Annotated in this window: 23 protein-coding genes, 2 tRNA genes and 1 other RNA gene; 12 read left to right on the plus strand and 14 right to left on the minus strand. The window is 75.6% G+C overall.

The genetic code is table 11. The annotated features are described in order from the left end of the window. Window positions 1-2: 2 nt before the first annotated feature. Window positions 3-2,660: a S8 family serine peptidase gene (locus tag ACI79V_RS18320; RefSeq protein WP_456891474.1), complete on the minus strand. Its 2,658-nt coding sequence runs from the start codon at window positions 2,658-2,660 to the stop codon at window positions 3-5. A 300-nt stretch (window positions 2,661-2,960) separates the two neighbouring features. Here ACI79V_RS18320 and ACI79V_RS18325 point away from each other — a divergent pair, with 300 nt between their 5' ends. Continuing rightward, complete coding sequence (locus ACI79V_RS18325; RefSeq protein WP_456891476.1) at window positions 2,961-4,487, plus strand: flagellin N-terminal helical domain-containing protein; 1,527 nt, start codon at window positions 2,961-2,963, stop codon at window positions 4,485-4,487. Between the two features lie 28 nt (window positions 4,488-4,515). Here ACI79V_RS18325 and ACI79V_RS18330 read toward each other — a convergent pair whose 3' ends face one another. The 7 genes from ACI79V_RS18330 to ACI79V_RS18360 form a co-directional block, all read right to left on the minus strand. Further along, window positions 4,516-6,156: a VWA domain-containing protein gene (locus tag ACI79V_RS18330; RefSeq protein WP_456891478.1), complete on the minus strand. Its 1,641-nt coding sequence runs from the start codon at window positions 6,154-6,156 to the stop codon at window positions 4,516-4,518. A gap of 120 nt (window positions 6,157-6,276) precedes the next feature. After that, window positions 6,277-7,254, minus strand: a complete 978-nt coding sequence (locus ACI79V_RS18335) for a UDP-glucuronic acid decarboxylase family protein (protein ID WP_456891480.1) — start codon at window positions 7,252-7,254, stop codon at window positions 6,277-6,279. Window positions 7,255-7,433: 179 nt separating this feature from the next. Then, window positions 7,434-8,774 (minus strand): ABC transporter substrate-binding protein, encoded by a 1,341-nt coding sequence (locus tag ACI79V_RS18340; protein ID WP_456891482.1) that lies wholly within the window; start codon window positions 8,772-8,774, stop codon window positions 7,434-7,436. A 110-nt stretch (window positions 8,775-8,884) separates the two neighbouring features. After that, entirely contained in the window at window positions 8,885-10,057 is a 1,173-nt protein-coding gene (locus tag ACI79V_RS18345) for a branched-chain amino acid ABC transporter permease (protein WP_456891484.1), read from the minus strand. Further along, complete coding sequence (locus ACI79V_RS18350) at window positions 10,054-10,935, minus strand: branched-chain amino acid ABC transporter permease (protein ID WP_456876765.1); 882 nt, start codon at window positions 10,933-10,935, stop codon at window positions 10,054-10,056. Before ACI79V_RS18350 ends, ACI79V_RS18345 begins: the two co-directional genes overlap by 4 nt. A 39-nt stretch (window positions 10,936-10,974) precedes the next feature. After that, entirely contained in the window at window positions 10,975-11,781 is an 807-nt protein-coding gene (locus tag ACI79V_RS18355; RefSeq protein WP_456891486.1) for an ABC transporter ATP-binding protein, read from the minus strand. Next, on the minus strand, window positions 11,774-12,652 hold the full coding sequence (locus ACI79V_RS18360; RefSeq protein WP_456891488.1) for an ABC transporter ATP-binding protein: 879 nt from the start codon (window positions 12,650-12,652) through the stop codon (window positions 11,774-11,776). The genes ACI79V_RS18355 and ACI79V_RS18360 overlap by 8 nt, the downstream gene beginning before the upstream one ends. A gap of 170 nt (window positions 12,653-12,822) precedes the next feature. On the opposite strand from ACI79V_RS18360, the gene ACI79V_RS18365 reads away from it, so the two are divergent. Next, window positions 12,823-14,061 (plus strand): PucR family transcriptional regulator, encoded by a 1,239-nt coding sequence (locus ACI79V_RS18365; protein WP_456891490.1) that lies wholly within the window; start codon window positions 12,823-12,825, stop codon window positions 14,059-14,061. Window positions 14,062-14,140: 79 nt separating this feature from the next. Here ACI79V_RS18365 and ACI79V_RS18370 read toward each other — a convergent pair whose 3' ends face one another. Genes ACI79V_RS18370 through ACI79V_RS18380 form a run of 3 tightly spaced genes read right to left on the minus strand, consistent with a single transcriptional unit; the run spans window position 14,141 to window position 15,791 of the window. Beyond that, window positions 14,141-14,374 carry a DUF2630 family protein gene (locus ACI79V_RS18370; RefSeq protein ID WP_456891492.1) on the minus strand — a complete coding sequence of 78 codons (234 nt, stop codon included), beginning with the start codon at window positions 14,372-14,374 and terminating at the stop codon, window positions 14,141-14,143. A 14-nt stretch (window positions 14,375-14,388) separates the two neighbouring features. Further along, a complete protein-coding gene (locus ACI79V_RS18375; protein WP_456891494.1) occupies window positions 14,389-15,336 on the minus strand; it encodes a prephenate dehydrogenase/arogenate dehydrogenase family protein in 948 nt (315 codons plus the stop codon). Next, window positions 15,333-15,791 (minus strand): PaaI family thioesterase, encoded by a 459-nt coding sequence (locus ACI79V_RS18380; protein WP_456876771.1) that lies wholly within the window; start codon window positions 15,789-15,791, stop codon window positions 15,333-15,335. Before ACI79V_RS18380 ends, ACI79V_RS18375 begins: the two co-directional genes overlap by 4 nt. 43 nt (window positions 15,792-15,834) lie before the next feature. On the opposite strand from ACI79V_RS18380, the gene ACI79V_RS18385 reads away from it, so the two are divergent. The 5 genes from ACI79V_RS18385 to ACI79V_RS18405 all read left to right on the plus strand — a co-directional run bounded on the left by ACI79V_RS18385 (window position 15,835) and on the right by ACI79V_RS18405 (window position 18,295). After that, entirely contained in the window at window positions 15,835-16,497 is a 663-nt protein-coding gene (locus ACI79V_RS18385) for an O-methyltransferase (RefSeq protein WP_456891496.1), read from the plus strand. Beyond that, complete coding sequence (locus tag ACI79V_RS18390) at window positions 16,494-16,982, plus strand: tRNA adenosine deaminase-associated protein (protein WP_456891498.1); 489 nt, start codon at window positions 16,494-16,496, stop codon at window positions 16,980-16,982. Before ACI79V_RS18385 ends, ACI79V_RS18390 begins: the two co-directional genes overlap by 4 nt. Then, window positions 16,979-17,623 carry an HAD-IA family hydrolase gene (locus ACI79V_RS18395; protein ID WP_456891500.1) on the plus strand — a complete coding sequence of 215 codons (645 nt, stop codon included), beginning with the start codon at window positions 16,979-16,981 and terminating at the stop codon, window positions 17,621-17,623. The genes ACI79V_RS18390 and ACI79V_RS18395 overlap by 4 nt, the downstream gene beginning before the upstream one ends. Window positions 17,624-17,720: 97 nt before the next feature. Further along, entirely contained in the window at window positions 17,721-18,197 is a 477-nt protein-coding gene (locus ACI79V_RS18400; protein WP_456891501.1) for a nucleoside deaminase, read from the plus strand. A gap of 10 nt (window positions 18,198-18,207) precedes the next feature. Continuing rightward, window positions 18,208-18,295: transfer RNA gene (locus ACI79V_RS18405), tRNA-Ser, on the plus strand. Window positions 18,296-18,350: 55 nt separating this feature from the next. Here the strand turns inward: ACI79V_RS18405 and ACI79V_RS18410 are convergent. Next, window positions 18,351-20,072: a protein kinase domain-containing protein gene (locus ACI79V_RS18410; protein WP_456891503.1), complete on the minus strand. Its 1,722-nt coding sequence runs from the start codon at window positions 20,070-20,072 to the stop codon at window positions 18,351-18,353. Between the two features lie 41 nt (window positions 20,073-20,113). Continuing rightward, window positions 20,114-20,461: a hypothetical protein gene (locus ACI79V_RS18415; protein WP_456891505.1), complete on the minus strand. Its 348-nt coding sequence runs from the start codon at window positions 20,459-20,461 to the stop codon at window positions 20,114-20,116. A gap of 178 nt (window positions 20,462-20,639) precedes the next feature. Between ACI79V_RS18415 and ACI79V_RS18420 the strand changes: the two genes are divergently transcribed. After that, window positions 20,640-20,724 (plus strand) — tRNA-Ser (locus ACI79V_RS18420). 45 nt (window positions 20,725-20,769) lie between these two features. Here the strand turns inward: ACI79V_RS18420 and ACI79V_RS18425 are convergent. Beyond that, window positions 20,770-21,738: a DMT family transporter gene (locus tag ACI79V_RS18425; RefSeq protein WP_456891507.1), complete on the minus strand. Its 969-nt coding sequence runs from the start codon at window positions 21,736-21,738 to the stop codon at window positions 20,770-20,772. A gap of 187 nt (window positions 21,739-21,925) precedes the next feature. On the opposite strand from ACI79V_RS18425, the gene ffs reads away from it, so the two are divergent. The 4 genes from ffs (at window position 21,926) to ACI79V_RS18445 (ending at window position 25,539) form a co-directional block, all read left to right on the plus strand. Next, an RNA gene (gene ffs, locus ACI79V_RS18430) (signal recognition particle sRNA small type) lies at window positions 21,926-22,021 on the plus strand. Window positions 22,022-22,094: 73 nt separating this feature from the next. Beyond that, window positions 22,095-22,772, plus strand: coding sequence for a YceI family protein (locus ACI79V_RS18435; protein WP_456891509.1), 678 nt, complete (start codon window positions 22,095-22,097; stop codon window positions 22,770-22,772). Between the two features lie 64 nt (window positions 22,773-22,836). Then, complete coding sequence (locus tag ACI79V_RS18440) at window positions 22,837-25,140, plus strand: DNA polymerase III subunit gamma and tau (RefSeq protein ID WP_456891511.1); 2,304 nt, start codon at window positions 22,837-22,839, stop codon at window positions 25,138-25,140. Window positions 25,141-25,200: 60 nt separating this feature from the next. Then, a complete protein-coding gene (locus ACI79V_RS18445; protein ID WP_456876780.1) occupies window positions 25,201-25,539 on the plus strand; it encodes a YbaB/EbfC family nucleoid-associated protein in 339 nt (112 codons plus the stop codon). Window positions 25,540-25,565: the final 26 nt, after the last annotated feature.

A 25,565-nucleotide genomic window follows, 5' to 3' on the forward strand; every position in this document is an offset into this window, starting at 1 on the left:
CGTCAGACGGCCAGTCCCGAACAGGCCCTGGAGCAGTCGAGGCGCCAGATCGAGGGGCCCAGCGCGGTGAACAGCGCCGAGGACACCAGCCGCTCACCCCGCGGCCCGGTGACCGGACCGTCGCCCGGCGGTCGGGTGCCACCGCCGGCGCCCGGCTGCTGGGTGCCGGGCTGTGGCGTGCCGGGGGCGGGCGTCGGGGTCGGCGAGACGCCCCCCGTGCCGTCGAGGTAGGTGAGACCGCCGGCGAGCACCGAGGAGGTGCCGTCGGGGGCGAACACGTACACGTCGTAGGTGCCGGCCGCCCGAGCGGGCGTGGTGAACGTGACGCTGGTGGCCGACACCGCGGTCACCGTGGCCTGGGCGCTGGACCCGACGCGGACCCGCGCCCCGGCCGGGACCGCCCGGCCGGTGATGGTCACGCCCGTGCCACCGGCGGTGCTCACCCGGGTCGGGTTGATCGAGGTCAGGCCGAACGGCCCCACGCCCGGGTAGGTCTGCTGCCCGCCCGGCTCCGGCGAGCTGCCGCCGGGCGCCGGGGTCGACCCACCCGGCACCGGCGAGCTCGGCGGCGTGCTGCCGCCGGGCGCCGGGGTGCCGGGCTGGCTACCGCCGGGTGCCGGGGAGCCGCCCGGCGTGCTGGTGCCGGGCTGGGAGGTCGACGGCGGCGTCGAGCCGCCGGGTGCCGGCGTGCCCGGCGTGCTGGTGCCCGGCGTGCTGGTGCCCGGCGTGCTGGTGCCCGGCTGCGTGGCCGACGGCGGGGTCGGGCTTCCCGGAGCCGGGGGAGTACTGCCCGGCGGGGTCGAGCCGCCCGGTGCCGGGGTGCCGCCCGGCGTGCTGGTGCCGGGCTGCGTGGCCGACGGCGGCGTCGAGCCGCCGGGTGCCGGCGTGCCCGGCGTGCTGGTGCCGGGCTGCGTGGTCGACGGCGGTGTGGAGCCGCCCGGAGCCGGGGGACTGCTGCCACCGGGCGACGGCGTCGGGTTGCCGGGCTGTGAGCCTGTATCGGGCGCCTGGTACGTCACACCGACCAGCAGCGGCGCGGCGTACGCCGTGCCGACGTCGGCTCCGTCGAGGACCAGCTGGGCGGTGAGCACGTACCGGCCCTGGGCCAGCTCCATGCTCGGGGTGACCGTCGCCGACGGGCTGGGGCGGCTGCCCAGGTCGACGGTGACCGCGCCGGTGTCGTCGGTGGTCGCGGTGACCCCGCCGACGGTGACCTGCTGCTGGGTGAGCGCGTACAGCTGACCCTCGTGCTCCATGCCCAGGCGCAGCCGGACGGCGTACGCCCCGGCGGGGGCGCTGCCGCTGGTGACGATGGTCGGGGTGACCGTGCCCGGGTCCGCGCTCATCCCGGTGAAGGTGTAGGACACCCCGGCGGCGGTCTGGCCGAGCTCGGTCAACGACAGCCGGCCGCCGGTGACCGACCTGCCGGTGAACGCCGCCCGCGGCTGCAGGTCACCGAGCAGCCGGTCGACCAGCGCGGTGGCGCCCGCCGACCGGTCCTGCGCCCGGTACAGGGCGAAGGCGCCGGCGACGTTCGGGGCGGCGATCGAGGTGCCGGAGACCAGCTTGTAACTGCCGTCGTTCCACGGCGCGAGGACCAGGTTGCCCGGGGCGAACAGGTCGACCGTGCCGGCGCCGTACGCCGAGGAGCTGCTCGCGGTGTCCGCGGCGGTGCTGCTGCCGACGGTGACCATGCCTGGCCGGTTGAGGCTGGCCGGGTAGAACATGGAGGTGTCGCGGTTGGCGGCGTCGTTGCCAGCGGCGGCCACCACGACCACGCCCTTGCTCACCGCGTAGTCGATGGCGTCGGCCAGCTGCTGGGCGGCGCCCGGGCCGCCCCAGGAGGCGTTGACGACGTCGGCGCCGTTGTCGGCGGCGTAGCGGATCGCCTCCGCGCCCAGCAGCAGGTCGACCCCCGAGCCGCGGCCGATGACCAGCGGCATGATCGTCACGTCGGGGGCGACGCCGGCCGAACCCTCACCGTTGCCGGCGCGGGCGCCGAGCACCCCGGCGACGTTGGTGCCGTGCGCGTTGTCGGCATCGACGACGTTCGCACTGTTGGCGTAGTAGTTCCACCCGGCGCAGTCGCCGGGCTTGCCGTTGCCGTCGTTGTCCGCCGGGCTGCCGCAGACCTCGTCGGTGTTCCGCCAGAAGGCGCCGGCCAGGTCCGGGTGGTCGGTCATCACGCCGGTGTCGATGACCGCGACCGTCACGCCGCGGCCCGTGCCCGCCCGCCAGCCGGTGGGCGCGGCGACGTCGGCGCCGGCGACGCCGGTCTGGCCGTAGGAGTTGCTGCCGGTGTTGGACAGGTTCCAGCCGTAGGACGCCCACATCGGGTCGCTGATCGGGTCGGCGGCGATCTCGCCGGACACCGAGACCTCGACCTGCGCGTCGGGCAGCGCCGCCCGGATGGTGTCGGGGGTGATGTCGAACCCGGCGACCAACGCCGAGCCGTCGAAGAGCAGCTGCGCGGTGTCGACCGCGGGCAGGTCCTCCAGCGCCGCGAGCGTCGTGGCGTCGATGCCCGCGGGGGCGTCGACGAGCAGGCGCGTGCGCCCGTCGCCGGCCGGACCGAAGTCGCTCGCCTCCGAGATCGCCGGGCCGGCCAGCGCGGTGTCGATCGCCGCCGCTCCGCCGAAACCGAGCGCGATGCCGAGCACCGCGCAGATCGCCCGCTTCCCCCGGGAGGCCGGCCCGGACCTGACGCCCCTGGCGTGTCCTGACCCCGTGTGCATGTGTGTCCCGTCCCCTCGGAAGCTCGACGGCCCGGCGCGGGCCCGTGCCGGACGTCGGCGCCTGCGGCTGTCGCCTGCACCCGAGGGACCGGGAGATCCCCCCGAGGGGGGGCGTTCCCGGACGATCCGTTCTCGGGTCAAGGGCTGCTCGGGCGGTGCCGAAGTGACGGGAGGGGTCCCTGCGCACGGGCGCAGCCGGACCGCGGACACGACGGAGGCGCGGGGATGAGGATCGCCACCCACGTGGCGGCGCTCCACGCCCACGCCGCCCTGGAGTGGTCGGACCGATCGGTGACGACGTCGCTGCGGCGGCTGTCCTCAGGGGTCCGGATCGCCGGAGCGGCCGACGACGCGACGGGGCTGGCCGTCGCCGAGGGCCTGCGTGCCCGGTCCCGCGGCACGGCCGTCGCGGTCCGCAACGCCCAGGACGGCATCGGCGTCGTCCGCACCGCGGACGGCGCGCTCGACGGGATCCAGGCCATCCTGCGGCGGATGCGCGACCTGGCGGTCCGGGCCGGGAACGCCGGTGCCGTCGACGCGTCGGCGGCGGACGCCGTCCGCACCGAGTTCGAGCAGCTCAGGACGGAACTCGACGACATCGCCGACACGACTGCGTTCGGCGGCATCCGGCTCCTGGACGGCACCTACGACCGGCTGCTGCAGGTCGGCGCCGACGCCGGCGACACCCTCCGCGTCGTCATCGCCGTGTCTGGCCGGGCGGTGGACACGGCCGGCCTCGGGCTGTCGCGGGTCGACCCGACCGGCGGGCTCGGTCTCCCGCACACGCTCACGCCGGCCGTCGCCGTCGAACCGAGCACGCCCGCGCCCGGGCGGCTGACCCTCGCCGTGGACTCCACCTCGGCCGCCGCTCTCGCCGCACTGACCGGGACCGTGGAGTACGACGGACGGGTGCTCGACCTCGCGTCGGTCGACCGCACCGGAGCGGTGACCGCGCAGGACCACCTCGACCGGCTGGACGCCGCGGTGACGGCCACTCTCGGCGCCGGCCCGTTCACCCCGACCACCGCGGGCCTGGTCCTCACCGGAGCCACCCCGGGCCCGGCCTCGCTGCCGGCCGACGCCGCCGGGCTGACCCCGCGGTACACCGGGCCGGTCCCCGCCACGGTCGACGCCGCCGACCCCGCCGCCCGTGGCACCGCGGCTCCCGGGCGGCTGGTCCTGGCCGGCGACCACGTCTCGGCGGACGCGTACGCGGACGGCTTCGACGCCCTCGTCGGCACCGTGGGCTACGGCGGGCGGTCGTTCGACCTGGGGTCGGTCGACTACACGGGCGCCGTGACGGTGCAGGACCGCGTCGACCGGCTCAACGCGGCCGCGGTGGCCGCTCTCGGCACCGGGTCCACGCCGTTCGTCGCGACGGTCTCGGGTCTGGTGTTCACCGGGGAGACCCCCGGCCCGGCCTCGACCGCAGCGGACGCGGCCGCGGTCACCCCGTCCTACCGTGGCGACGCCGGGACCGCAGGGACCCTTCGGGCGCTCGACCGCGCCATCGGCCGGGTCTCGTCGTTGCGCGCCGAACTGGGCGCCGTCGACAACCGCCTCTCGCACCGGATCGACCGGCTCGGCGTCGCCATCGAGAACGCGATCGCGTCCGGGTCACGGATCCGCGACGCCGACACGGCCGCGGAGGCGACCGCCCTCGTGCGCAGCCAGCTCGTGGCGCAGGCAGGGACGGCGGTGCTGGCCCAGGCCACCCGGTCCGCGAACGTCGTCCTCGAGCTGCTGCGCTGACCGGCCGAGGCCGCGCGGCGGCGGCCGGTCAGCGCTGGCGCAGCGCGTCGAAGAGGACGTCCTGCAGGTCGTTGGGGTCGACGGCGTTGTAGGCCGCGCCGCCGGTGGCCTGCGCGATCTGCTCGAGCGCGGCGACGTCGGCGTCCGGGCCGAGCGCGATGCCGATGACCTTGACCGGGCGCTGCGGGTCGGCCTCCTCGCCCAGGGTCCGCAGCAGCGTGTCGAGGTCGATGCCCGCCGAGTCCTCGTTGGTGCCGTCGGTGACGATCACGACGCTGCTGACGGCCTCGGGGTCGTACTGCTGCTGAGCCGCGCGGAACGCGTCCAGCGTGGTGTCGTACAGGCCCGTGCCACCGGGGTCGAGCCGGTCGGGGATGGTGTCGAGCTCCCGGTCGAGCAGCTCGCGCTGGGTCGTGCCGTCGACCTCGTCGCTGAGCGTGCGGATGGGCGCGAGCTCCACCCAGTCCTGCTCGCCCTCCAGCTGGTGCGCGAACACCCACAGCCCGATCGACGACGACCCCGGGATGAGCGTCAGCGCGCTCCGGGCGGCGTCGCGGGCGAGGGTGGCGCGGGTGCCGTCACCGGCGGGGGCCTCCATCGAGGCGGACACGTCGATGACCGTGAGCAGCCGCGAGGGCGCCGCGAGCCGGCTGAGCTCGGTCAGCAGGGTCTGCACCCGCTCCGGGTCGACCTCGAGGACCTCCGGCGCCTCTTCCTGCACCCCCGGGCCGGGCTCGCTCGGCGGGGTCCCCTCGGCGTCGCGGAACCCGGCGTCCAGGACGGCGGTGCGCGCCGCCCCGGAGGTCAGCGTCCGCACGACGGCGTCGACGGCGGCACGCTCCTCGTCGGCCGGGGCACCCACGCGCAGCACCGGGTAGTCCAGCTGCGGGGAGCCCTCGGCCGGGTAGACCGCGACGAGCGCGGACTCCGGCGTCTCCCGGTTGACCGTGATGACCTCCTGCTCGCTGACCGGCACGAGGGGGGCCTCGACGTCGTCGGCGGCCGCGGCGGCGAGCGCGTCGGCCGGGGCGATGGCCGGGCCACGGCGGGCGGCGAGGACGGCCTGCACCACGGCGTTGTCGGCCTCCTCGCCGCCACCCAGCGAGGTCTGGACGGCGGCGAGCGCGGCGACGCCCTCGGCGCTGGCGGCCAGGTCGGGCACGGCGACCGGCCGCGCGCCGCTGAGGGCCGCCCGCCAGTCCGGGGCCTGCGCACTCCAGCCGAGCTCGTCGGCGGCGGCGCGGCTGGTGCCCAGGACCACGGGGGAGGTGGCCATCGAGCCGGACGCGTCGAGGTCGGCGTCCCCGGCGCGGACGGTCCACAGCGAGCTGTCGGGCACCCAGACCTGGGGCAGTGCGCTGCGCTCGAGGGCGGAGAGGTCGCCGACGGTCTGCAGTGGCTCCTGGGCGGTCACCTCGCCGACGGCGCAGGCGCCGCCGCCGAGGTCCTGCGGCTCGTCGAGGAGGTCCTGTGCGACGGCGCCCATCTCGGGGGCGACGGTGACCCGCACGGTGCGGGTGTCCTCGCAGCCGCTCGCGCCCGACCCGGAGGCCAGGTACCAGACCACGCCCCCGGCCACCACCGCGACCACCACGAGGGCGACCACCAGGGCGACGGGGGCGGGACGCTGGCTGCGGCGCAGGCTGCTCGTGTCGGCGTGGCGGCCCATTGATCGCTCTCCGTCAGTGTCCGGTTCCTAGGCGTGTTCTACGACCGCCGGTCACCAATGTAGATGCGAAGTCGGCCACAGTGTCCACGGGCCGCCGGACGAAGGTCTTTCGGCCCCGCGTCAGCCGGCCTGCAGCGCGAGGGTCCGCTGCCGCTCGGCGAACCAGGCGACCGTCCGCCGCAGCCCCTCCTCCGAGGGCACGGTCGGCCGCCACCCGAGGAGGCTCTCCGCGCGGCGGGTGTCGGGACGGCGGACCTTCGGGTCGTCGACGGGCAGGTCGATGTACTCGATGCCCGAGGAGGAGCCGGTCAGCTCGATGACCCACTCGGCCAGCCGCAGCATGGAGAGCTCGTCGGGGTTGCCGATGTTGACCGGGCCGGGCTGGTCGGAGAAGGCCAGCGCGAGGATGCCGCGGACCGTGTCGTCGACGTAGCAGATGGAGCGGGTCTGCGAGCCGTCGCCCGCGACCGTCAGCGGCCGGCCGGTCAGCGCCTGGCCGACGAAGGCGGGGATGGCGCGGCCGTCGTCGGCGCGCATGCGCGGGCCGTAGGTGTTGAAGATCCGCACGATGCCGGTGTCGGTGCCCTTCGACGTCCGGTACGCGGTGGTCATCGCCTCGCTGAACCGCTTGGCCTCGTCGTACACCCCGCGCGGGCCGACCGGGTTGACGTTGCCCCAGTACTCCTCGGGCTGCGGGTGCACCAGCGGGTCGCCGTAGACCTCCGACGTCGAGGCCAGCACGTACCGGGCGCCCTTCTCGTGCGCCAGGCCGAGGGTGTGCAGCGTGCCGAGGCTGCCGACCTTCAGCGTCTCGATCGGCATCCGGAGGTAGTCCAGCGGGCTGGCCGGCGAGGCGAAGTGCAGCACCAGGTCGACGTCGCCGGGCACGTGCACGAAGTCGGTGACGTCGCAGCGCACCAGCCGGAAGCCGGGGTGCTCGAGCAGGTGGACGACGTTCTCCGGGGAGCCGGTGAGGAAGTTGTCGAGGCAGACCACCTCGACGCCGCGGTCGAGGAGGTGCTCGCAGAGGTGGGAGCCGAGGAACCCGGCGCCGCCGGTCACCACCGCCCGCCGGATCGTCCGTGCCGCCTGCACCATCCACGCTCCCGTCCCGGTCCTGCCCGTGCCGACCACCGCGGCTCCTACCCGGAGACCACGACCCGACACTTCGACAGCTGAGTGTCCACCGCCCGGGTTACGCGGCCGGGAACGCCGACGGGCCGCCGGCCTCCTGCAGGAGACCGGCGGCCCGCCGGTGAGGTGCTGGAACGGCTACCTCAGTTGATCGGCTCCTCCTCCGGGATGCCGTTCTCCGGCGGGCTGACGGGCTCGTAGTCGGACTCGGTGATCTCCGCGTCGCCGTTGTCGGTGACGAGCACCGGCGTCAGGTCCTCGGAGACGTCGCCCGTGATCCGGCTGACCAGCATGCCGCTGTAGCCGGCGTGCTTGTCCTCCGAGTAGCGGAACTGCGTGAAGCCCGGTCCCTCCCACTCGGAGCCGGCCTGCTCGACAGCGGCGACCAGGTCGTCACGGGTGGGGTTCTGCCCTGCGGACTGCAGGGCCTGGACCATCGTGTACGCCTGCGCCATCCCGAAGATCCGGGTGTTGGTGAGCTCGCCCTCCTCGCCGTACTCGTCCCAGATCCGCTGCCACAGCTGCACCCACTCGTTGTCGGGGGAGTCCAGGGTGGGCATGTACTCGGTGGTGAGGGCTCCGTCGAGCAGGCTGGCGTCGCTGACCTGCCCCTCGGAGAAGCGGGCCAGCAGAGTGCCGACCAGCAACGGGTCCGACCCGACGTTCGAGTAGAACCACTGCGGGTCGTAGCCCAGCTGGAGCGCGGTCAGCTGCGAGAGCGCGGTGTAGGTCGGCACGTTGAAGCCGAGGACGAGGTCCGCGCCGGCGGCCTGCAGGGCGGAGATCTGCGGACGGAGGTCGGTGGCGCCGGGGACGTAGGTCTCCTCGGCGACGATCTGGTCCTCGAGGAACTGGCGGGCACCGGCCGAGCCGTCCTCGCCGAAGTCGTCACCCTGCAGGAACAGGCCGACCTTGGCGTCGGGGAAGTTCTCGGCCACGTACTGGCCGATGATCTTGCCCTCGATCTCGTAGTCCGGCTGCCAGCCGAAGGTGTACGGCTTCTCCTCCGGGTCGTCCCAGAGCCGCGAGCCCGACGACACGAACAGGTCGGGCACGCCCTCGCTGTTGAGGAAGTCGGTGACCGCGTTGTGGGTCGGCGTCCCGAGGCCCGACATGATCGCGAACACCTCGTCCTCGAGGACGAGCTGGTTGACGATCTGGCTGGTGTTGGTCGGGTTGTAGGCGTCGTCGCGGTAGACGAACTCGAGCTGGCGGCCGTTCACGCCACCGTTGTCGTTGACGTAGTCGAAGTACGCCGTCACACCGGAGGGGATCTCGCTGTAGCCGGGCGCGGCCGGACCGGTCAGCGGGTAGTGCGCGCCGAGCTTGATGCTGTCCTCGGTGATGCCGATGTCCGAGGCCTCGTTGTCCTCGCTGCCTCCGCCGCCACCTCCACCGGAGTCCCCGCCGCCACAGGCGGCGAGGGTGGTGGCGACGGTCGCCGCGGCCACGAAGCTGACGAGGCGTCGTGAGGAACTGGTCAAGGGTTCTCCTCTGAGGGGGACCCGGGCACCGGTGCCCGGGAGGTCTGGGTGGGGGAGTGTCGAGGTGGCCGGTGGCCGGGCCGGGGGACAGCCGACGGGGTCCGGGCTCCTCACCCCCTGGCGCGGGCGGCGGCCCGCCGCCCGCGCTGCCTCATCCAGGCCAGCCGGATCGACCCGACCAGGCCGGCGGGGGCGAACAGCATGACCAGCACGAGGATCACGCCGTAGACGACGTAGGAGATCTCGGCGGCCTGGGCGGCGTCCATGTCCAGCGACTCCCCGGCGTCGCGCAGGTAGCGCGGCAGGAAGACCAGCAGCGCCGAGCCGATGAGCGCCCCGAACAGGCTGCCCAGACCGCCGATGACGATGGCGGTCAGCAGCGACAGCGACAGGACGATGGTGAAGGCGGTCGGTGCGGTCAGCCGGACGACGAGGGCGAGGACGGCGCCGGCCAGGCCCGCGCAGGCGGCGCTGACCACGAAGGCCGTCACCCGCCACGCGCCGAGGTTGATGCCCGCGAGCTCGGCGGCCACCTCCTGGTCGCGCACCGCGCGCCAGGTGCGCCCGATCCGGCTGCGCATGAGGTTGGCCAGCAGGAAGTAGGTGATGATCAGGCACGCGACGGCGATGTAGGCGATCCACTTGACGCCCGAGGCCGAGTTGCCCGACAGGGTGCGGATCGTCTCGACGAACCAGTCGGGGCGGTCCGGGCTGGAGACCGTCAGGCCCTGCTCGCCGCCGAGCAGCTCGTCGTAGAACAGCGCCAGGCCGGGCAGGCCGACGGCCAGCGCGAGCGTCGCGCCGGCCAGGTAGGGGCCGTGCAGCCGGGCGGCGGCGACGCCGACGATCGCTCCGACGACCGAGGTCAGCGCGACCGCGATGAGGAAGACGACGGCCAGCGGCAGCGGCTCCTCGGTGTCGAGCAGCAGCGCGGTGGTGTAGCCGCCCACCGCCATCAGGGCGCCGTGACCCAGCGAGATCTGCCCGTTGAGCCCGGTGAGCAGGGTCAGCCCGCCGGCGGCGATCGCGTAGTAGGCGACGTAGCTGATCTGCGCGTTGAAGCCGAGGTCGGTCGCCTCGAGCAGGACGACCGCGCCGACGGCGGACAGGAGCACGACGAGCAGGTGGCGCAGGAGCGTGTTGCGCGGCAGGAACGAGCGCCCGCCGGAGGCCTGCGCGGAACTGGCGTTGCTGGCCGCGGTGGCCGTCGTCGGCGCGTCGGAGGTCGCCGCGCCGGCGCCGGGGGACGAGGCCGGGGTCTGCAGGTCGCTCACGGCGGTCACGCCCTCCGTGTCTGGGTCGTCGAGAAGAGGCCACCGGGCCGCACCAGCAGGACCACCACGAGGATGACCAGGGCGGCGATGCCGACGAGGGTCTCGTCGACGTACCCGCGGACGTAGCTGAGCGCCAGGCCCAGCAGCAGCCCGCCGACGACCGCGCCGATGGGGGAGTCCAGGCCGCCGAGGACCGCGGCGACGAAGCCGAAGACGATCAGCGAGTCCATGAAGGTCGGCGACACGAAGGACGTCTCGGCGGCGATGAGCATGCCGGCCAGCGACCCGACGACGGCGGCCAGCGCCCAGCCGAGGGTGAGCATCCGGCCGACCCGGACCCCGAGCAGCCGGGCGACCTCCTGCCCGAAGGCCGAGGCGCGCATGGCCAGGCCGACGCGGGTGAAGCGGAACAGCGCGGTGAGCCCGACCATCACGAGCAGGACCGCGAGGAGCGTGTAGACGGTGTTGGGGCTCAGCGCCAGGGTGAAGTCGCCGACCTCGAAGCCGATGTTGGAGAACGGCGGGACGAAGGCGCGCTGGTTGACGCCGAAGAGCACCGAGATCAGCGCCTGGATGGCGATGAACAGACCCAGCGTGACGATGACCGCGTTGAGCTCCGGCCCGCCCTCCACCGGCCGGATCACCACCCGCTCGACCACCGCGCCGAGGACCAGCCCCGCGAGCAGCGCGACGACGAGGCCGACCCAGTAGGACTGGCCCGACTCGATGAGGGACAGGGCGATGAACGTGGTGAGCGCCGCCATGGCGCCCTGCGCGAAGTTGACGATCCGGGTGGACCGCCAGATCAGCACCAGGGCCAGGGCGAACGCGGCGTAGACCGAGCCGGTGATCACCCCGCCGAGGGTGAGGTTGACGAATTCCTGCACGAGGAGGCTGCCTTCCAGGCGGTGCGGAGGAGCGGGGGGCTAGAAGCCGAGGTAGGCGTGCCGGAGGTCCTCGTCGCCGGCGAGTCGCGCGGCGTCGTCGGTGACGACGACGCGGCCGAGGTTGAGGACCACGCCGGTGTCGGCCACCGACAGCGCGCTGCGGGCGTTCTGCTCGACCAGCAGCACCGACAGACCCTCGGTGTCGACGAGCTGGCGCAGCAGCGCGAAGATCTGCGCCACGATCCGCGGGGCCAGGCCCAGCGACGGCTCGTCGAGGAGCAGCACCTTCGGCCGGGCCAGGAGCGCGCGGCCGATGACCAGCATCTGCCGCTCGCCGCCCGAGAGCGTGTGCGCCGTCTGGTTGCGGCGCTCCCTGATCCGCGGGAACAGGTCGTAGACCCGGTCGAACTCCTCCTGCGCGACCTTGCCGCGGAACAGCGAGCCGACCCGCAGGTTCTCGTCGACGGTCAGCTCGGCGATGACGCCGCGGCCCTCCGGCACGTGCGACATGCCCTTGGTGACCATGGCCTCGACCGGTGCCCGCGTGACGTCCTCGCCGTTCAGGACCACCCGGCCGGCGGTCGGGCGGACCAGGCCGCTGACGGTCCGCAGCAGCGTCGTCTTGCCCGCGCCGTTGGCGCCGAGCACGGCGGTGATCCGGCCCTGCTCGGCGCGCAGCGTCACGCCGTCGAGCGCCCGGACCGGGCCGTAGGCGGCCGACAGGCCCTCGACGGAGAGGACGGCGTCGGCGGTCACCGTGGCGGAGCCGCCCGACGGGACGCCCTTGGTCAGGCCGGTGGAGGGGCCGCCGGCGCCCGAGGCGGTGCTGCCGTGCGTCTCAGCCACGCTGCGTGCCCCCGTCCGTCGCCGCCAGCTCGCTGGCGTCGACCGTGTCGTCGACGGCGTCGCCGAGGTAGGCCTCGGTGACCGCCGGGTCGTTCTGCACCTGCTCGGGGGTCCCGGCGGCGATCTGCTGCCCGGAGTCGAGGACGGTGATCCGGTCGCACACGCGCATGACCAGGTCCATGTGGTGCTCGACGAGCAGGACGCTCATCCGCCCCGACAGGTGGCCGATGGTGGTGCCCAGCTCGTGCATCTCGTCCTCGGACAGGCCGCTGGCCGGCTCGTCGAGGAGCAGCAGCTCCGGCTCGGACACCAGGGCGCGGGCCAGCGCCACCCGCTTCTGCACGGGGTAGGGGAGGCTGCCGGGGTAGCGGGCGGCGTAGCCCTCGGCGTCGAGCTCGGAGAGGGCGCCCAGGGCGCGCTCGCGCAGCCGGGCGTCGTCCTTGTCCGAGGTCGGGAGGGCGAACAGCGCGGAGAGGAACCCCGCCTTCGCGTGCTTGTGCGCCCCGACCATGACGTTCTCGAGCACCGTCAGCCCGGGGAACAGGCCCACGCCCTGCAGGGTGCGCGCGATGCCGAGCTCCGCCAGCTCGTTCGGCCGCAGCCGCCGCAGCTCCTGACCGCGCCAGGCGATGCGGCCCGCGGTCGGGCGGACCAGGCCGCAGGCCACGTTGAACAGCGTCGTCTTGCCGGCGCCGTTGGGGCCGATGAGACCGTGGACCTGCCCCGGCTCCACGGTCAGCGACACGTCCGTGAGGGCCTTGACCCCACCGAAGGCGACGCTGATCCCGGTCATCTCCAGCCGGGCGGTGGGCCGTCTCTCCGCGTGGGGGGTGCTGCCCGTGGTGTCCGGCGGGTGCGCCAAGGGGCCCACGTCTCCTCTGCGTCGGGGAGGTGACCGCGACCGCAGCGCACGGTGGCGAATGGGTCACGGGTCCGTCCCGATGAGCCTGCCGACCGGTGGGGGGCGTCACAATGGGCTGACCGCACAGTGATCGGTGCCAGCTGTTGTGCTGTCAGCAGTGCGTTACCGGAGGTGATCACGTGCAGGCGACCCAGCGTGCGGTGGCCGGCCGCCTGGCGGAGCTCGCGCCGGTGCTGCTCACCGAGCTCGACCGGATGACCGACCGGATGGTCGACATCCTCGTGCGCACCGAGCCGGCCTACCGCGAGGCGCTGCAGGCCGACCCCGCGGCGATGCACGCCTCCCTGAAGGGCAACCTCGCCGTCGGCGTCCGCGCGCTGCTCTCGGAGGGCTCGGTCGCCGAGCGCGAGGCCGGTGCCGCCGCGGCCGCCGAGGTCGGCCGGCTGCGGGCCACCCAGGGCGTTCCGCTCGAGGCGGTGCTGCGCGGCTACCGGCTGGGCGGGCAGGTGCTCTGGGAGGCGCTGGTCGCGGCCTCGCGCCAGTGCGCCGGCCACGACGACGGCCTGCTGCTCGAGGTGGCCGGGTCCCTCTGGCGCACCAACGACCGCGAGTGCAGCGCCGTGGCCGCGGGCTACCGCGCCGAGGAGCGCCGGCGCACCGGCCTCGACGCCGCCGAGCAGCAGCGGCTCGTCCACGGCCTGCTCGACGGCCGCGGCGGGGACCCGGCCTTCGTCCGGACGGCGTCCGAGCTGCTCGCCGTCCCGCTGTCCGGCCGGCTCGCCGTCGTCGTCGCGCCCGCGGCGGAGGACGGGTCGTGCCCGCTGCCCGACGCGGTGTCGGCGCTGCTCAAGCGCGGCATCCGCTCGGCCTGGGCCACGCGGTCGCAGGCGCTGGTGGGCGTCGTGGCCCTGGGCGCCCGCCGGCTCCCGGAGCTGCTGGGCTGGCTGGGGGGACTGGCCACCGGCCCGGTGGGGGTGTCGGCCGTCGTCGACGGCGCGGCGGGCGTGGCCGGCGCCTACCGGCTGGCGGAGACCGCCGCGCGCACGCTGCCCGCCGGCGCCGCCCGGGTCGTCCCCATCGACGAGCGGCTGCCCGAGGCGCTGCTGTCCAACTCGCCGGAGATCACCGAGCGCCTGGTCGGGCAGACCCTGGGCCGGCTGCTGGAGCTGCCCGGCGACGAGCGCGAGGTGCTGCTGGAGACGCTGTCGGCCTTCCTCGACGCCGACGGCTCACCCACCCGCGCCGCCGACCTCCTGTACTGCCACCGCAACACGGTCATGCACCGGCTGCGGCGGATCGAGTCGGTGACCGGCCGCAAGCCCACCGACCCGCGGGCGCGGCTGCTCTGGCAGCTGGCGCTGCTGGGCACCGGCCACCACGACGCGGGAGGCCGCCGGCCGGTCCGCGACTCCGCATAGCTGGGGACGGGAACGGCCCCCTCGCAGGGGCCCCGCCCCGAGCTCGCGAGGGGTGGGGGGCGAGGGGGTCCTCCTGCTGCTACTGGAGGTAGCCCTCGACCTCGGACCTCGGCCGCACCTCGGCGGTGTCGGGGTCCTCGTCGTACTGCCGCTTGGCGTCTCGCTGACGGCGCAGGTCCCAGAGCTGGTCCCGCTCCTCCTCGATCTGCCGGAGCCGGGCCCGCTGCTCGGCCGTGTGTTCCCCGCTCTCCCTCAGCAGGCGCTCCTCGTCGGCGAGTGCGTCGATGCGGTGGCGGATCTCGTCGTCGTCCATGCCCGCACCTTGCCCTACGTCTCCGCGGCGTAACCCGGCCGGCTCTCCGGCACCCAGCCCTCCACGAAGGCGGCCAGCCGGCGGGTGACCGCCCCGCCGGCCCGGCCCAGGGCCAGCAGCGCCGCCCGGTCCAGCGGCACCCGGACGGTCCGCCGGCCGGCGTCGCCACCCGGGAGCCCGGCGCGCACCGCGTGTCCGGCGGCCACCAGCTCCGGCCACGGGCGCTCGAGCTGGTCGAGGACCCGCTGCAGCGCGGCCGCCGTCGGCCCGGCGTTGCCCTCGACCATCGCGGTGACGAACGCCGGGTCGCTCCCGGCGACCCGGGTGCCGTCGCGGAAGCTGCCGGCGGCCAGCGCCAGGGCGAGCGGCCCGGCCGCACCGGCGGCGGCGGCGAGCGCCGCGGCGAGCAGGTGCGGCACGTGGCTGACGGCGGCGACGGCGGCGTCGTGGTCGGCGGCGGTCACCGGCACCACCTCGGCGCCGGCGTCGAGGGCCACCTCGGCAGCGCGCAGCCAGCGGGGCAGCTCGGTGCCCGGCTCCAGGCACAGCGCCCACCGGGCGCCGCGGAACAGCGCCGGGTCGGTGGCGGCGTGACCGGAGCGCTCGGTCCCGGCCATCGGGTGCCCGCCGACGAACCGTCCGCCCAGCGCGGCACCCACCGAGGCCAGCACCGGCGCCTTCACCGAGCCGAGGTCGGTGACGGTGGCGGCCGGGTCGACGTCGAGCCCGTCGAGTGCCGTGGCCAGCACCGGCAGCGGGACGGCGAGGACGACGACGCCGGTCAGCTCCCGGGTCACCTGCACACCGCGCGCCGCGGCGGCCTCCCGGGCATCGGGGTCGACGTCCCACCCGCGGACCTCGCGGCCGGCCGCGACCAGGGCGGCGGCCAGCGAGCCGCCCAGCTGCCCCAGGCCGACGACGCCGACCGGCGGACGCGGCATCGTCGGGACCGGCAGGCTCACTCCGGCGTCCCCCAGGTGCGGTCGGTGCGGAAGACCCGGGCCAGAGCGGTGGCCACCAGCCGGCCGTCCTCGCCGCGGGCGTCGATCCGGTAGACGGCGGTGCGCCGGCTGCGGTGCAGCTCGGTGCCCTCGGCCACCAGCCGCTCGCCGGGCCGGCCGGGGGCGAGGAACTCGGTGTGCACGTCCTGCGCGACCGCGACGACGCCGTGGCTGTTGCCCACCGCGGCGTGGACGACGTCGAGCAGCGCCATCGTCGCGCCGCCGTGCGCGGTCCCGACGGCGTTGAGCAGGCGCGGGCCCACGGTCATGCCCGCACGGGCGTACCCGGGGCGGACCTCCTCGAGGACGATGCCCAGCAGGTCCGCGAGCGGGTCGGCGGCGAGCCGGGCGGCCAGCGCGGGATCGACCCGGGCGCCGTCGACCTGGGCACCGTGGTCCGGGGCGGGATCGGCCATGATCAGAGGCTATGCCGCACTCCCCGTGCCCCAGGCGCGTGGCATGACGCCGCGCTCGTTCCTCCTCACGCCGGAGCTCGCCGACCACGTGCGGGCCAGCTCCGAGCCGGTCGACGAGGTGGTGGCCGACCTCGTCGCCGAGACCGCGGCCCTGGCCGAGCGCGGCGAGGTGTCACCGACCTTCCAGATCGCCCCGGAGCAGGGCGTCTTCATGCAGCTGCTCACCCGGGCCGTGGCTGCCCGCCGGGCGATCGAGATCGGCACCTTCACCGGCCTCTCGGCGCTGTGCATCGCCCGCGGCCTGCCCGACGACGGCTCGCTGCTCTGCCTGGACCGCAACGCGGAGTGGACGGCGATCGCGCGGCGGTACTGGCAGCGGGCCGGGGTCGCCGGCCGGATCGAGGTCCGGCTGGGCGAGGCGCTGGACACCCTGCGCGCCCTCCCCGGTGAGCCCGTGTTCGACCTCGCCTTCGTCGACGCCGACAAGACCGGCTACCAGGCCTACGTCGACGAGCTCCACCCGCGGATGCGGCCCAACGGGCTGGTCCTGCTGGACAACACGCTGCGCGGCGGCCGGGTGCTCGACCCCCGCTCCGACGACGACCACGCGGTGGTGGCGCTCAACGCGGCGCTGGCCGGCGACCCGCGCTGGGAGACCGTGCTGCTGCCGGTGGCCGACGGCCTGACCCTGCTGCGCCGGCGATGAGCGGCGCGGAGGGCGGGAGCTGGGCGGTGCGGGTCAGCCGCGCCGCGGACCGCTGGCAGGTCGAGCTGCTCGCCGCCGACGCCGGTGCCGAGCTGCCCGTGCTCGAGCGGGCGCTGGGGGAGCCGGGCCCCTGGCCGGCACCGTTCGTGGTCGTCGTCGACTCGCGCCTGTACTTCGTCGTGCTGCGGCACGGCCCGGGCGGGATGGTCCGGGCGCTGATCTCGGACGCGACGATGCAGGAGTGGGTGCTCGGCGCCGAGGTGGTCGAGCGCTACGGGATCGCCGTGGACGAGGACGGCGCCTTCGACGACGACGAGACCGGCTGGCCCGGAGGTGACCTCGACGTGTTCGCCGACGACGGGCTGCCCGCCGACGTGCTGCGGCCGATCGTGACCGCCGACGACCTGTGGGCCGACGAGATGGTCGCCAAGATCGCCGCCCGGCTGGGGTTCGCCGACGAGCTGGCCGCCGCGGTGGGACGGTGACCGCTCGCGTCTCCGCCGTCGTCTTCGACCTCGGCGGGGTGATCACCGAGAGCCCGATGCTGGCCTTCGCCGCCTACGAGGCCGAGGCCGGGTTGCCCGAGGGCCTCATCCGCCGGCTCAACAGCACCGACCCCGACAGCAACGCCTGGGCGCGGTTCGAGCGCAACGAGCTCGACGTCGAGGGGTTCGTCGACACCTTCGAGGCCGAGGCGCTGGCCGCCGGGCACCGGGTGGACGCCCGCCGGGTGCTGGCCGCGCTGTCGGGCGAGATCCGCCCGGAGATGGTCGAGGCCGTGCGGCGGCTGCGGACAGCGGGCCTGCCGCTGGGGATGCTGTCGAACAACGTGGCACCGATGGAGCGCACCGGGCGGCTGGCCGAACTGCTCGACCTGTTCGACGCCGTCGTCGAGAGCTCGATCGAGGGGGTGCGCAAGCCCGAGCCGGAGATCTACCGGCGGGCGCTGGCGCGGCTGAACGAGGCGGTCGGGCGGGACCTGGCGTTCGCCGACTGCGCCTACCTCGACGACCTCGGCATCAACCTCAAGCCCGCCCGGGCGCTGGGGATGCACACCGTCAAGGTGACCGACCCCGCGGCCGCGCTGGCCGAGTTGTCCGCGCTGGTCGGGTTCCCGCTGACGTGAGCGCCGGGCACGATCTCCTCCGCGGGCAGTCGTACTCTGCACACCACTGTGTGCAGAGCACGACTGTCGGCGGGACACCTCCCCGGGACGGCGGGCCGTGACGGCCCCGGGACCGGACGACCTCGACGCGGCGATGGCGCGGGCGCTGGAGCTCGCCGCCGCCGCGCAGGAGTGGGGTGACACGCCGATCGGCGCCGTCGTCCTCGGACCCGGCGGCGGGGTGCTCGCCGAGGCGGCCAACGAGCGGGAGCGGCTGGGTGACCCCACCGCCCACGCCGAGGTGCTGGCGCTGCGCGCGGCGGCGCGCGTGCACGGCGACGGCTGGCGGCTGACCGGCGCCACGCTGGTGGTCACCCTCGAGCCCTGCACGATGTGCGCCGGTGCGAGCGTCCTGGCCCGGGTCGCGCACGTCGTCTACGGCGCCGACGACCCCAAGGCCGGGGCCGCCGGGTCGCTGTGGGACGTCGTCCGCGACCGCCGGCTCAACCACCGGCCGCAGGTGACCGGGGGTGTGCGGGCCGAGGAGAGCGCCGCGCTCCTACGCGCGTTCTTCCGCCGTCAGCGGGGCCTGTAGTCTGTCCGACGGTGGCGTGTCCGAGCGGCCGAAGGAGCACGCCTCGAAAGCGTGTGAGGTGCAAGCCTCCGTGGGTTCAAATCCCACCGCCACCGCCAGCAGCGCGACGACGGCGGCGTCCTCCCCGGGGCGCCGCCGTCGTCGCGTCCGGGCTCAGGCGACCACGTCGAGGTCGATGAGCAGCCGGCCGTCCTCCCCGCGGACGAAGGTCACCGCGTGGGTCTCGACCAGCCGTTCGCCGGGGTTGAGGAACTCGACCCGCGTCGTGGCGGTGATGCGGTCGCCCGCGTCGGTGACGTCGCGCACCTCGAGCAGGTTGACCTCCGACCAGCGGCCGAAGAAGTCCTCGTAGTACCCCAGGCTCGCGCGGGACTGCAGGGTCGGCCCGGTGAGCTCGTAGGCGCCGGCCGCGTCATCGGGCAGCAGCGCGTAGTACTGCTCGAGGGTCTCCCGGGCCTCGGTGGCCGGGTTCGCCGGCGCCGGGCTCTCCTGCCCCGGGTCCTCGGCCGGGCTCTCGGAGACCGGCTCGCTCTCCGACGTGGGGGAGGCCTCCGTGGCCGGCGGCCCCCCCGCCGTCGGCGCGGATCCCGATGACGGGTCCGCGGCCGGCTCCTCCGTCCCGCTCGCCGGGGCCGACGAGGAACCGTCGGCGCCGGCCGACGTCCCGCCGGGGTCGTCGTTCCCGCCGGTCGCCAGCCAGGTGCCCACCGAGGCGGCGAGGGCGACCAGCGCGACAGCCAGGACGACGAGCAGCGGACGGCGCCGTCTCCGCCGCGGGCCCACGAGCGGTCCCGACCGCTCCGGCCGGGGCGGGTCCGCGGCCGGGGGCGCCGCGGGGGAGGGCTCGACGGTGGGGGGGTCCGTGGCCGGGGACCCCACGAGCGTCGCCGGCGAGACGGGGGTCGGCGGGTCGACGACCTCCGGGGGCGGGCCGACCGGCAGCGGCGGGTCGGGCGACAGCTGCGCGGTGCGGGTGCGGCTCGGGGAGGCGCCCAGGGCGGTGCGGGCCAGCAGGACCGTCGTCGGGTCGCCGTCGCGCCCGGCGGCCAGCCGGGCGAGCTCGTCGCGGACCTCGCCCATCGAGGGACGCCGCGCCGGGTCGGCCTCGAGCATCCGCCGCAGCGGCCGGTCCAGCGACCCCGCACGCCGCGGCGGGCGGACCTCGCCGCCGGCCACGCGGTGCAGCAGGCGCAGCGCGTTGTCGTCCATCCCGAACGGCGGCTCGCCCTCCAGACAGGTGTAGAGCGTCGCGCCCAGCGAGAAGACGTCGCTGGCCGCGGTCATCTCGCTGCCCTGGGCCACCTCGGGCGCCAGGAACGCCGGCGTCCCGGTGATCTGGCCGGTCTGGGTGAGCGTGACGTCGCCGCTGGCGTGCGAGATGCCGAAGTCGGTGATCTTCACCAGGCCGTCGACCCGCGGGCCCCGGCCGACCAGCACGTTGCCCGGCTTGACGTCGCGGTGCACGATCCCGGCCTCGTGCACCGCGACCAGCGCGTCGGCCAGCTGGGCGCCCACCTGGGCCACCTGGTCCGGGCGCAGCACGCCGTCCTGGTGCAGCACCTCGGCGAGGCTGCGGGAGGGCAGGTACTCCATGACCAGCCACGGGACGCCGTCCTCGAGCGCGACGTCGAAGACCGAGATCGCGTGCGGGTGGGTCAGCCGGGCGGCGATGCGGCCCTCGCGCAGCGCGCGCTGGCGCTGCTGGTCGGCCACCGCGCGGTCGGTCCCGGCCGGCAGCAGCACCTGCTTGACGGCCACCTCGCGACCGAGCAGCTCGTCACGCCCGAGCCACACCGCGCCCATGCTGCCGGTGCCCACCCGCGACACCAGGCGGTAGCGGCCGGCCACCAGGCGGCCGGGAACGGTCGAGGTCACCGGCGCTCCCTACCCCAGCCGGGCGCTCCGGCACTCCTGCCTCAGACGCTGCTGGGGACGCCGTACCGGCGGGCGTACTCCTCCTGGGCGCCGGAGGGCAGGACGTCGTAGAGCCCGCCGAGCTCCTCGACGGCGCCGGGGGGCAGGTCGTCGAAGAGCCGCTCCCACGTCGGGGGCTCGTCGTAGCTGCGGGTGAGCAGCAGCTCCCAGGCCTGGGCCTGGCGGTCGCGCTTGCTGCGCTCGGCGGCGAACTCCGACAGGTAGCGGTCCTTGGCCGCCGCCTTCTCCTCCGCCGTCGCCGAGGGCGGCAGCCCAGCGGGGTCCGCGCCGCGCAGGACGGCCACGATCTCGTCCACCACCTCCGGTCGGACCTGGCCCGGCTCGCTCATCGTCCTGCTCCTCGGTCTGTGCACTCACCCGCTGTGCCGGCTCCCGTGCGCCGGCTCCGGCCTCCCCGACCTCGTCAGCCTGCCCCGTACCGCCGCAGGTGACCACCCGGGGCGGCGCGCCGCGCCCCGCGGCCCGCCGGCTGACCCCTGCGGCGCCGCCCGCTACCATCGGGGCACGGGAGGATTCGCCTAGTGGCCTATGGCGCTCGCTTGGAAAGCGGGTTGGGGGCAACCCCTCGGGAGTTCGAATCTCCCATCCTCCGCACCGCGACGACGGGCCCCGGCAGACCGCCGGGGCCCGTCGCCGTTCACGCGCCGGTCGCCGGGACCGGCCGGGCCCGGCGGCCCAGCTCGCGCAGGTACAACCCCGCGACCGCGGCGAGCAGCAGCACCCCGCCGGCGACGGCGGCCGGCTCGAGTCGCTCGCCGAGCAGCGCCGTCGCCAGGACCGTCGCCGTGAGCGGCTCGAGCAGCGTCACGATCGAGGCCACCGCGCCCGGGACCGTCCGCACGCCGGTGAAGAACAGGCCGTAGGCCAGAGCGCTCGGCACCAGCCCGAGGTAGAGCAGCACGGCCAGCGCGACGCCGTCGGAGGGCACGGCCAGCCCCTCGGCGAGCACCACGGGGGTGAGCAGCAGCGCGCCGCCGCCGAACCCGGCGAGGGTGACCGGGACGCCGGCGGGCACCCCGCCGCCGGCCAGCGTGACGACGGCGTAGCCGAGCGCCGAGCCGGTGGCCGTGAGCGCGCCGAGCAGCACCGTCGTCCCGGTGTCGGCGCCCGCGGAGACCCCGACCAGCAGGGTGAGCCCGACCAGGGCGACCCCCAGCGCGGTGAGCGTCGACCGGTTGGGCCGCCCGGCGCCGAGCAGGACGCCGCCGACGGCGACGAGCAGCGGTGCCAGACCCAGGGCGACCAGGGTGGCGATGCTCACGCCCGCCCGCTCGACGGCGCTGAAGTAGGCGAGCTGGTAGGCGGCGAGGCCGGCCCCGATGAGGACGAGGCGGGCCGCGAGCGGCCGGCTCAGCGGGACGGCGGGCCCGCGGCGACGGGTCGTGGCCGCCCACGCCGCGAGCAGGGCGACCGCACCGATCGCGAGGCGGTACCAGGCGATGTCGAGCGCGGACAGGCCGGTGCGGTCGGCGACCACGCGGCCGGACAGGCCGGCGGTGCCCCAGCAGAGGGCCGCGAGGACGACGAAGACGAACCCACGCCGGGACGACGAGGACCCACGCCGGGACGACGAGGACGAACTGCGGGAGGACGGGAGGGAGGACATGACGCTCCTGGGCGCTGGTTCCGGACGGGGCAGCGGTCCGGAGCACGGCGCAGCGGCGGCCGGCGCGTACCGGCCACGGGGATCAGCCCGCGGTGCTCCGGGTCAGGAGCGGGGCGGGGGCAGCACGAGGGCGCGCCGGGGCGTCATGCCCTGGGAGCGTAGCGGCCGGCGTCCTCTACAGTGGTGGGCAGACCCCTCGTGTGGCGTCACCCTGTGAACCTCCCCAGGGCCGGAAGGCAGCAAGGATAAGCGGGCTCTGGCGGGTGCGCGGGGGGTCCCTTCTTTCCCGGGCGACTCACAGCCGGTTCCCAGGTTGACGGGCCAGCATCCTTGAACCGTCAAGGAGAGGAGCGGTCATGGCCCATCGTCGTCGCACCTGGTGGATCGTCGGGGGCGTCCTCGCCCTCCTCGCCCTCGGGCTCGGCATCGGGCCCCTGCTCTACGCCGCGTCCCGGGAGGACGCCGCCGCCGCGCCGACCGTGCAGGCACAGCCCTCCGACGTCGAGCTGGTCCCCGACACCGACGGCACCTGGACGGTCACCCCGGGGTCCTCGGCCGGCTACCGCGTCGACGAGGTCCTCAACGGCGCGAACGTCACCGTCGCCGGCACCACCGACCAGGTCACCGGGTCCGTCGTCATCCAGGGCGGGGACCTGGCGTCGGCGGAGGTCTCGGTCGACGTCGCGAGCATCCGCACCGACATCGGTCAGCGGGACTCCTACTTCCGCGGCAACGTCATGGACGCCGACACCCACCCGACGGGGACGTTCACCGTCCGCGGCCCGGTCGACCTGCCCGAGCTCTCCGGCACGCCGGTGACCGTCCCGGTGACCGGCGACCTGACCCTGCGCGGGCAGACCCGGCAGGTGCAGACCGACCTCGCCGTCGTCCGCACCGCCGAGGGGGTGGAGGTCTCCGGCGCCGTGCCGGTGGTCTTCGCCGACCACGGCATCACCGCGCCCGACCTGGGCTTCGTGCGCGTCGAGGACCGCGGGCAGGTCGAGTTCCTGCTCCGGCTGGCCATGTCGCCCTGACCCGGTGACACGGGCGGCGTCCCGGTGTCCCCGGGACGTCGTCCCCGCCACGTAACCTCGCCGCGTGGCTCTGGCGCTCTACCGGAAGTACCGCCCGGCGACCTTCGCCGAGGTGGTCGGCCAGGAGCACGTGACGACGCCGCTGGTCAACGCGGTCGACGGCGGCCGGGTCAACCACGCCTACCTGTTCAGCGGCCCGCGCGGCTGCGGCAAGACGTCGTCGGCGCGCATCCTCGCCCGGTCGCTGAACTGCGAGCAGGGGCCGACGTCGACACCCTGCGGGGTGTGCGGGTCCTGCGTCGCGCTGGCGCCCGACGGCCCGGGCTCGCTCGACGTCATCGAGATCGACGCGGCCAGTCACGGCGGCGTCGACGACGCCCGCGACCTGCGCGAGCGCGCCTTCTTCGCCCCGGTGAGCAGCCGCTACAAGGTCTACATCGTCGACGAGGCGCACATGGTCACCACGCAGGGCTTCAACGCCCTGCTCAAGGTGGTCGAGGAGCCGCCGGAGTTCCTGGTCTTCGTCTTCGCCACGACCGAGCCGGACAAGGTGCTGCCGACGATCCGCTCGCGCACCCACCACTACCCGTTCCGGCTGGTGCCGCCCACCACGCTGCGCGGCCTGCTCGAGAAGACCTGCGCCGCCGAGGGCGTGCAGGTCGAGCCCACGGTGTTCCCGCTGGTCGTACGCGCCGGTGGCGGCTCGGTGCGCGACTCGCTGTCGATCCTCGACCAGCTGCTGGCCGGCGCCGGGTCCGAGGGCGTCACCTATACCGACGCGGTCGGCCTGCTCGGCGTCACCGATGACGCCCTGCTCGACGAGGCCATCGACGCGCTGGCCGCCTCCGACGCGCCCGGCGTCTTCCGTGCCGTCGACCGCGTCGTCGAGGCCGGGCACGACCCCCGCCGCTTCGCCACCGACCTGCTCGACCGGCTGCGCGACCTCATCGTCCTCGACGCCGTGCCCGAGGCCGGCGGCAACGGCCTGCTCGACTGCCCGCCCGACCGGCTGGACCTGATGGCCCAGCAGGCGCGGGCACTGGGGTCGGCGACGCTGTCCCGGCTGGCCGACACCGTGCACGCCGGGCTCACCGAGATGCGCGGCACGACCGCACCGCGGCTGCTGCTGGAGCTCGTGTGCGCCCGGATGCTGCTGCCGGCCACCGACGACTCGGCCGTCGCCACGTTGCAGCGGCTCGAGCGCCTCGAGCGGCGGCTGTCGATCGCCGGCGACGGCGGAGCCCCCGCGGCCGCCGACGTCCCGGTGCGCGAGGCGCCGCGCCCGGCGCCCGTCCGGGAGGAGCCGGCGCCGGCCGAGCGGGGCGGAGGGGCGCGGCGGGAGTACGTCCGGCCCTCCCAGCGGGCGCAGGCCGCCCCGGCGGGCGCGGCGCCGTCCGGTCCCCAGCCCGCGGCGCCTCCCGCGCCGCAGTCGTCGACGCCGTCCGCGCCCGCGGCCACGGCGCCGGCCGCCGGTGACGACTGGCCGGCGACCACCCCGCCGGGCTCCGGCGGGTCCCGTCCGGCCCCGGCCGCGCCGTCGCCCGCGGCCGACGACTGGCCGGAGACCACGCCGCCCGGCTCGGCCGGTCCCGCGCCCGCACCGGCAGCCGGGCCCGGGCAGGCCCCGGCGGCGGCCCGGCCCGGCCCGCGCGTCGCCCAGGGCGAGCCGGACATCCCGCTGCCGCCCGAGCCCACCGACGACGAGGACTGGCCGCACCCGGCGCAGCCGGCCGCGGCCCGGGCCGCCGCCGCCCGGGTGGCCGAGCCGCGGCCGCCCGCCGCACCGCCGCGCGCGGCGGCCGAGTCGGCACCCGCCCCGCGCGGCGGCGAGCCCACCCCGGTCGTGTCCGCGAACCCGCCCGGGGCGGGCACCGGGGGCGACGGGACGCTGACCACCAGCGACGTCCGCCGGGTGTGGCCCGAGCTGCTCGCCGTCGTCAAGCGGCACAAGCGCACGACCGAGGCGCTGCTGAAGAACGCGCAGGTGCACGACCTGGCCAACGGGGTGCTGACGCTGTCCACGGCGTCCCCGGCGCTGGCCCGGCGCATCGGCGACGACCTCAACAAGGACGTGCTGCGCGAGGCGCTCAACGAGCTGCTCGGCGTGCGGTGGAAGGTCGAGGCGGTCGTCGAGGGCGCGGCGGGCCGGTCACCGTCGCCGGGCGCGACCCCGGAGGGCGCCCGCGAGGCCGCCCGTGAGGCCGCGCGCGCCGCCGAGGCCGCCGAGGCGCGCGAGCTGCTGGCCCAGCGAGCCGCCGAGGAGTCCGAGGGCGGCGGCGAGCGCGAGCACGTGCCCGCCGTCGACCCGGAGCAGGCGGCCCTGGCGCTGCTGCGCTCCGAGCTGGGGGCGCGCCCGGTCGACTCCTGAGCGCCGGGCCGCCCACCGCACGTCCCGCCGGATGTCGGCTCCCCGGCCTACGCTCGGGTCATGTTCCCCGGTGGTGGTCAGCCCGACCTGCAGGCGATCCTCGCGCAGGCCCAGCAGATGCAGCAGGCGCTGGCCGCCGCGCAGGAGCAGCTGGCGAGCGAGGAGGTCACCGGGTCGGCCGGGGGCGGGCTGGTCACGGCCACGATGACCGGCAGCGGCGAGCTGACCGCCGTCACCATCGCCCCCGCGGCCGTCGACCCCGACGACCTCGAGACGCTGCAGGACCTCGTCGTCGCCGCGGTCCGCGACGCCTCCCGCCTGGTCGACCAGCTGACCGCCGACCGCATGGGCCCGCTGGCCGGCGGCATGCCCGGCATGCCCGGGCTGCCCGGCGCCTGACCGGCGCCTCCCGTCTCTCCCCGAGG

This window comes from Geodermatophilus sp. SYSU D00700, from assembly GCF_054050255.1.

Excerpts from the sequence above, each read along its gene's own strand:
- ACI79V_RS18325 (WP_456891476.1), top strand. The coding sequence starts at position 2,961 with ATGAGGATCGCCACCCACGTGGCGGCGCTCCACGCCCACGCCGCCCTG.
- ACI79V_RS18330 (WP_456891478.1), bottom strand. The coding sequence starts at position 6,156 with ATGGGCCGCCACGCCGACACGAGCAGCCTGCGCCGCAGCCAGCGTCCC.
- ACI79V_RS18335 (WP_456891480.1), bottom strand. The coding sequence starts at position 7,254 with ATGGTGCAGGCGGCACGGACGATCCGGCGGGCGGTGGTGACCGGCGGC.
- ACI79V_RS18370 (WP_456891492.1), bottom strand. The coding sequence starts at position 14,374 with ATGGACGACGACGAGATCCGCCACCGCATCGACGCACTCGCCGACGAG.
- ACI79V_RS18380 (WP_456876771.1), bottom strand. The coding sequence starts at position 15,791 with ATGGCCGATCCCGCCCCGGACCACGGTGCCCAGGTCGACGGCGCCCGG.
- ACI79V_RS18385 (WP_456891496.1), top strand. The coding sequence starts at position 15,835 with ATGACGCCGCGCTCGTTCCTCCTCACGCCGGAGCTCGCCGACCACGTG.
- ACI79V_RS18390 (WP_456891498.1), top strand. The coding sequence starts at position 16,494 with ATGAGCGGCGCGGAGGGCGGGAGCTGGGCGGTGCGGGTCAGCCGCGCC.
- ACI79V_RS18415 (WP_456891505.1), bottom strand. The coding sequence starts at position 20,461 with ATGAGCGAGCCGGGCCAGGTCCGACCGGAGGTGGTGGACGAGATCGTG.
- ACI79V_RS18425 (WP_456891507.1), bottom strand. The coding sequence starts at position 21,738 with ATGTCCTCCCTCCCGTCCTCCCGCAGTTCGTCCTCGTCGTCCCGGCGT.
- ACI79V_RS18435 (WP_456891509.1), top strand. The coding sequence starts at position 22,095 with ATGGCCCATCGTCGTCGCACCTGGTGGATCGTCGGGGGCGTCCTCGCC.
- ACI79V_RS18445 (WP_456876780.1), top strand. The coding sequence starts at position 25,201 with ATGTTCCCCGGTGGTGGTCAGCCCGACCTGCAGGCGATCCTCGCGCAG.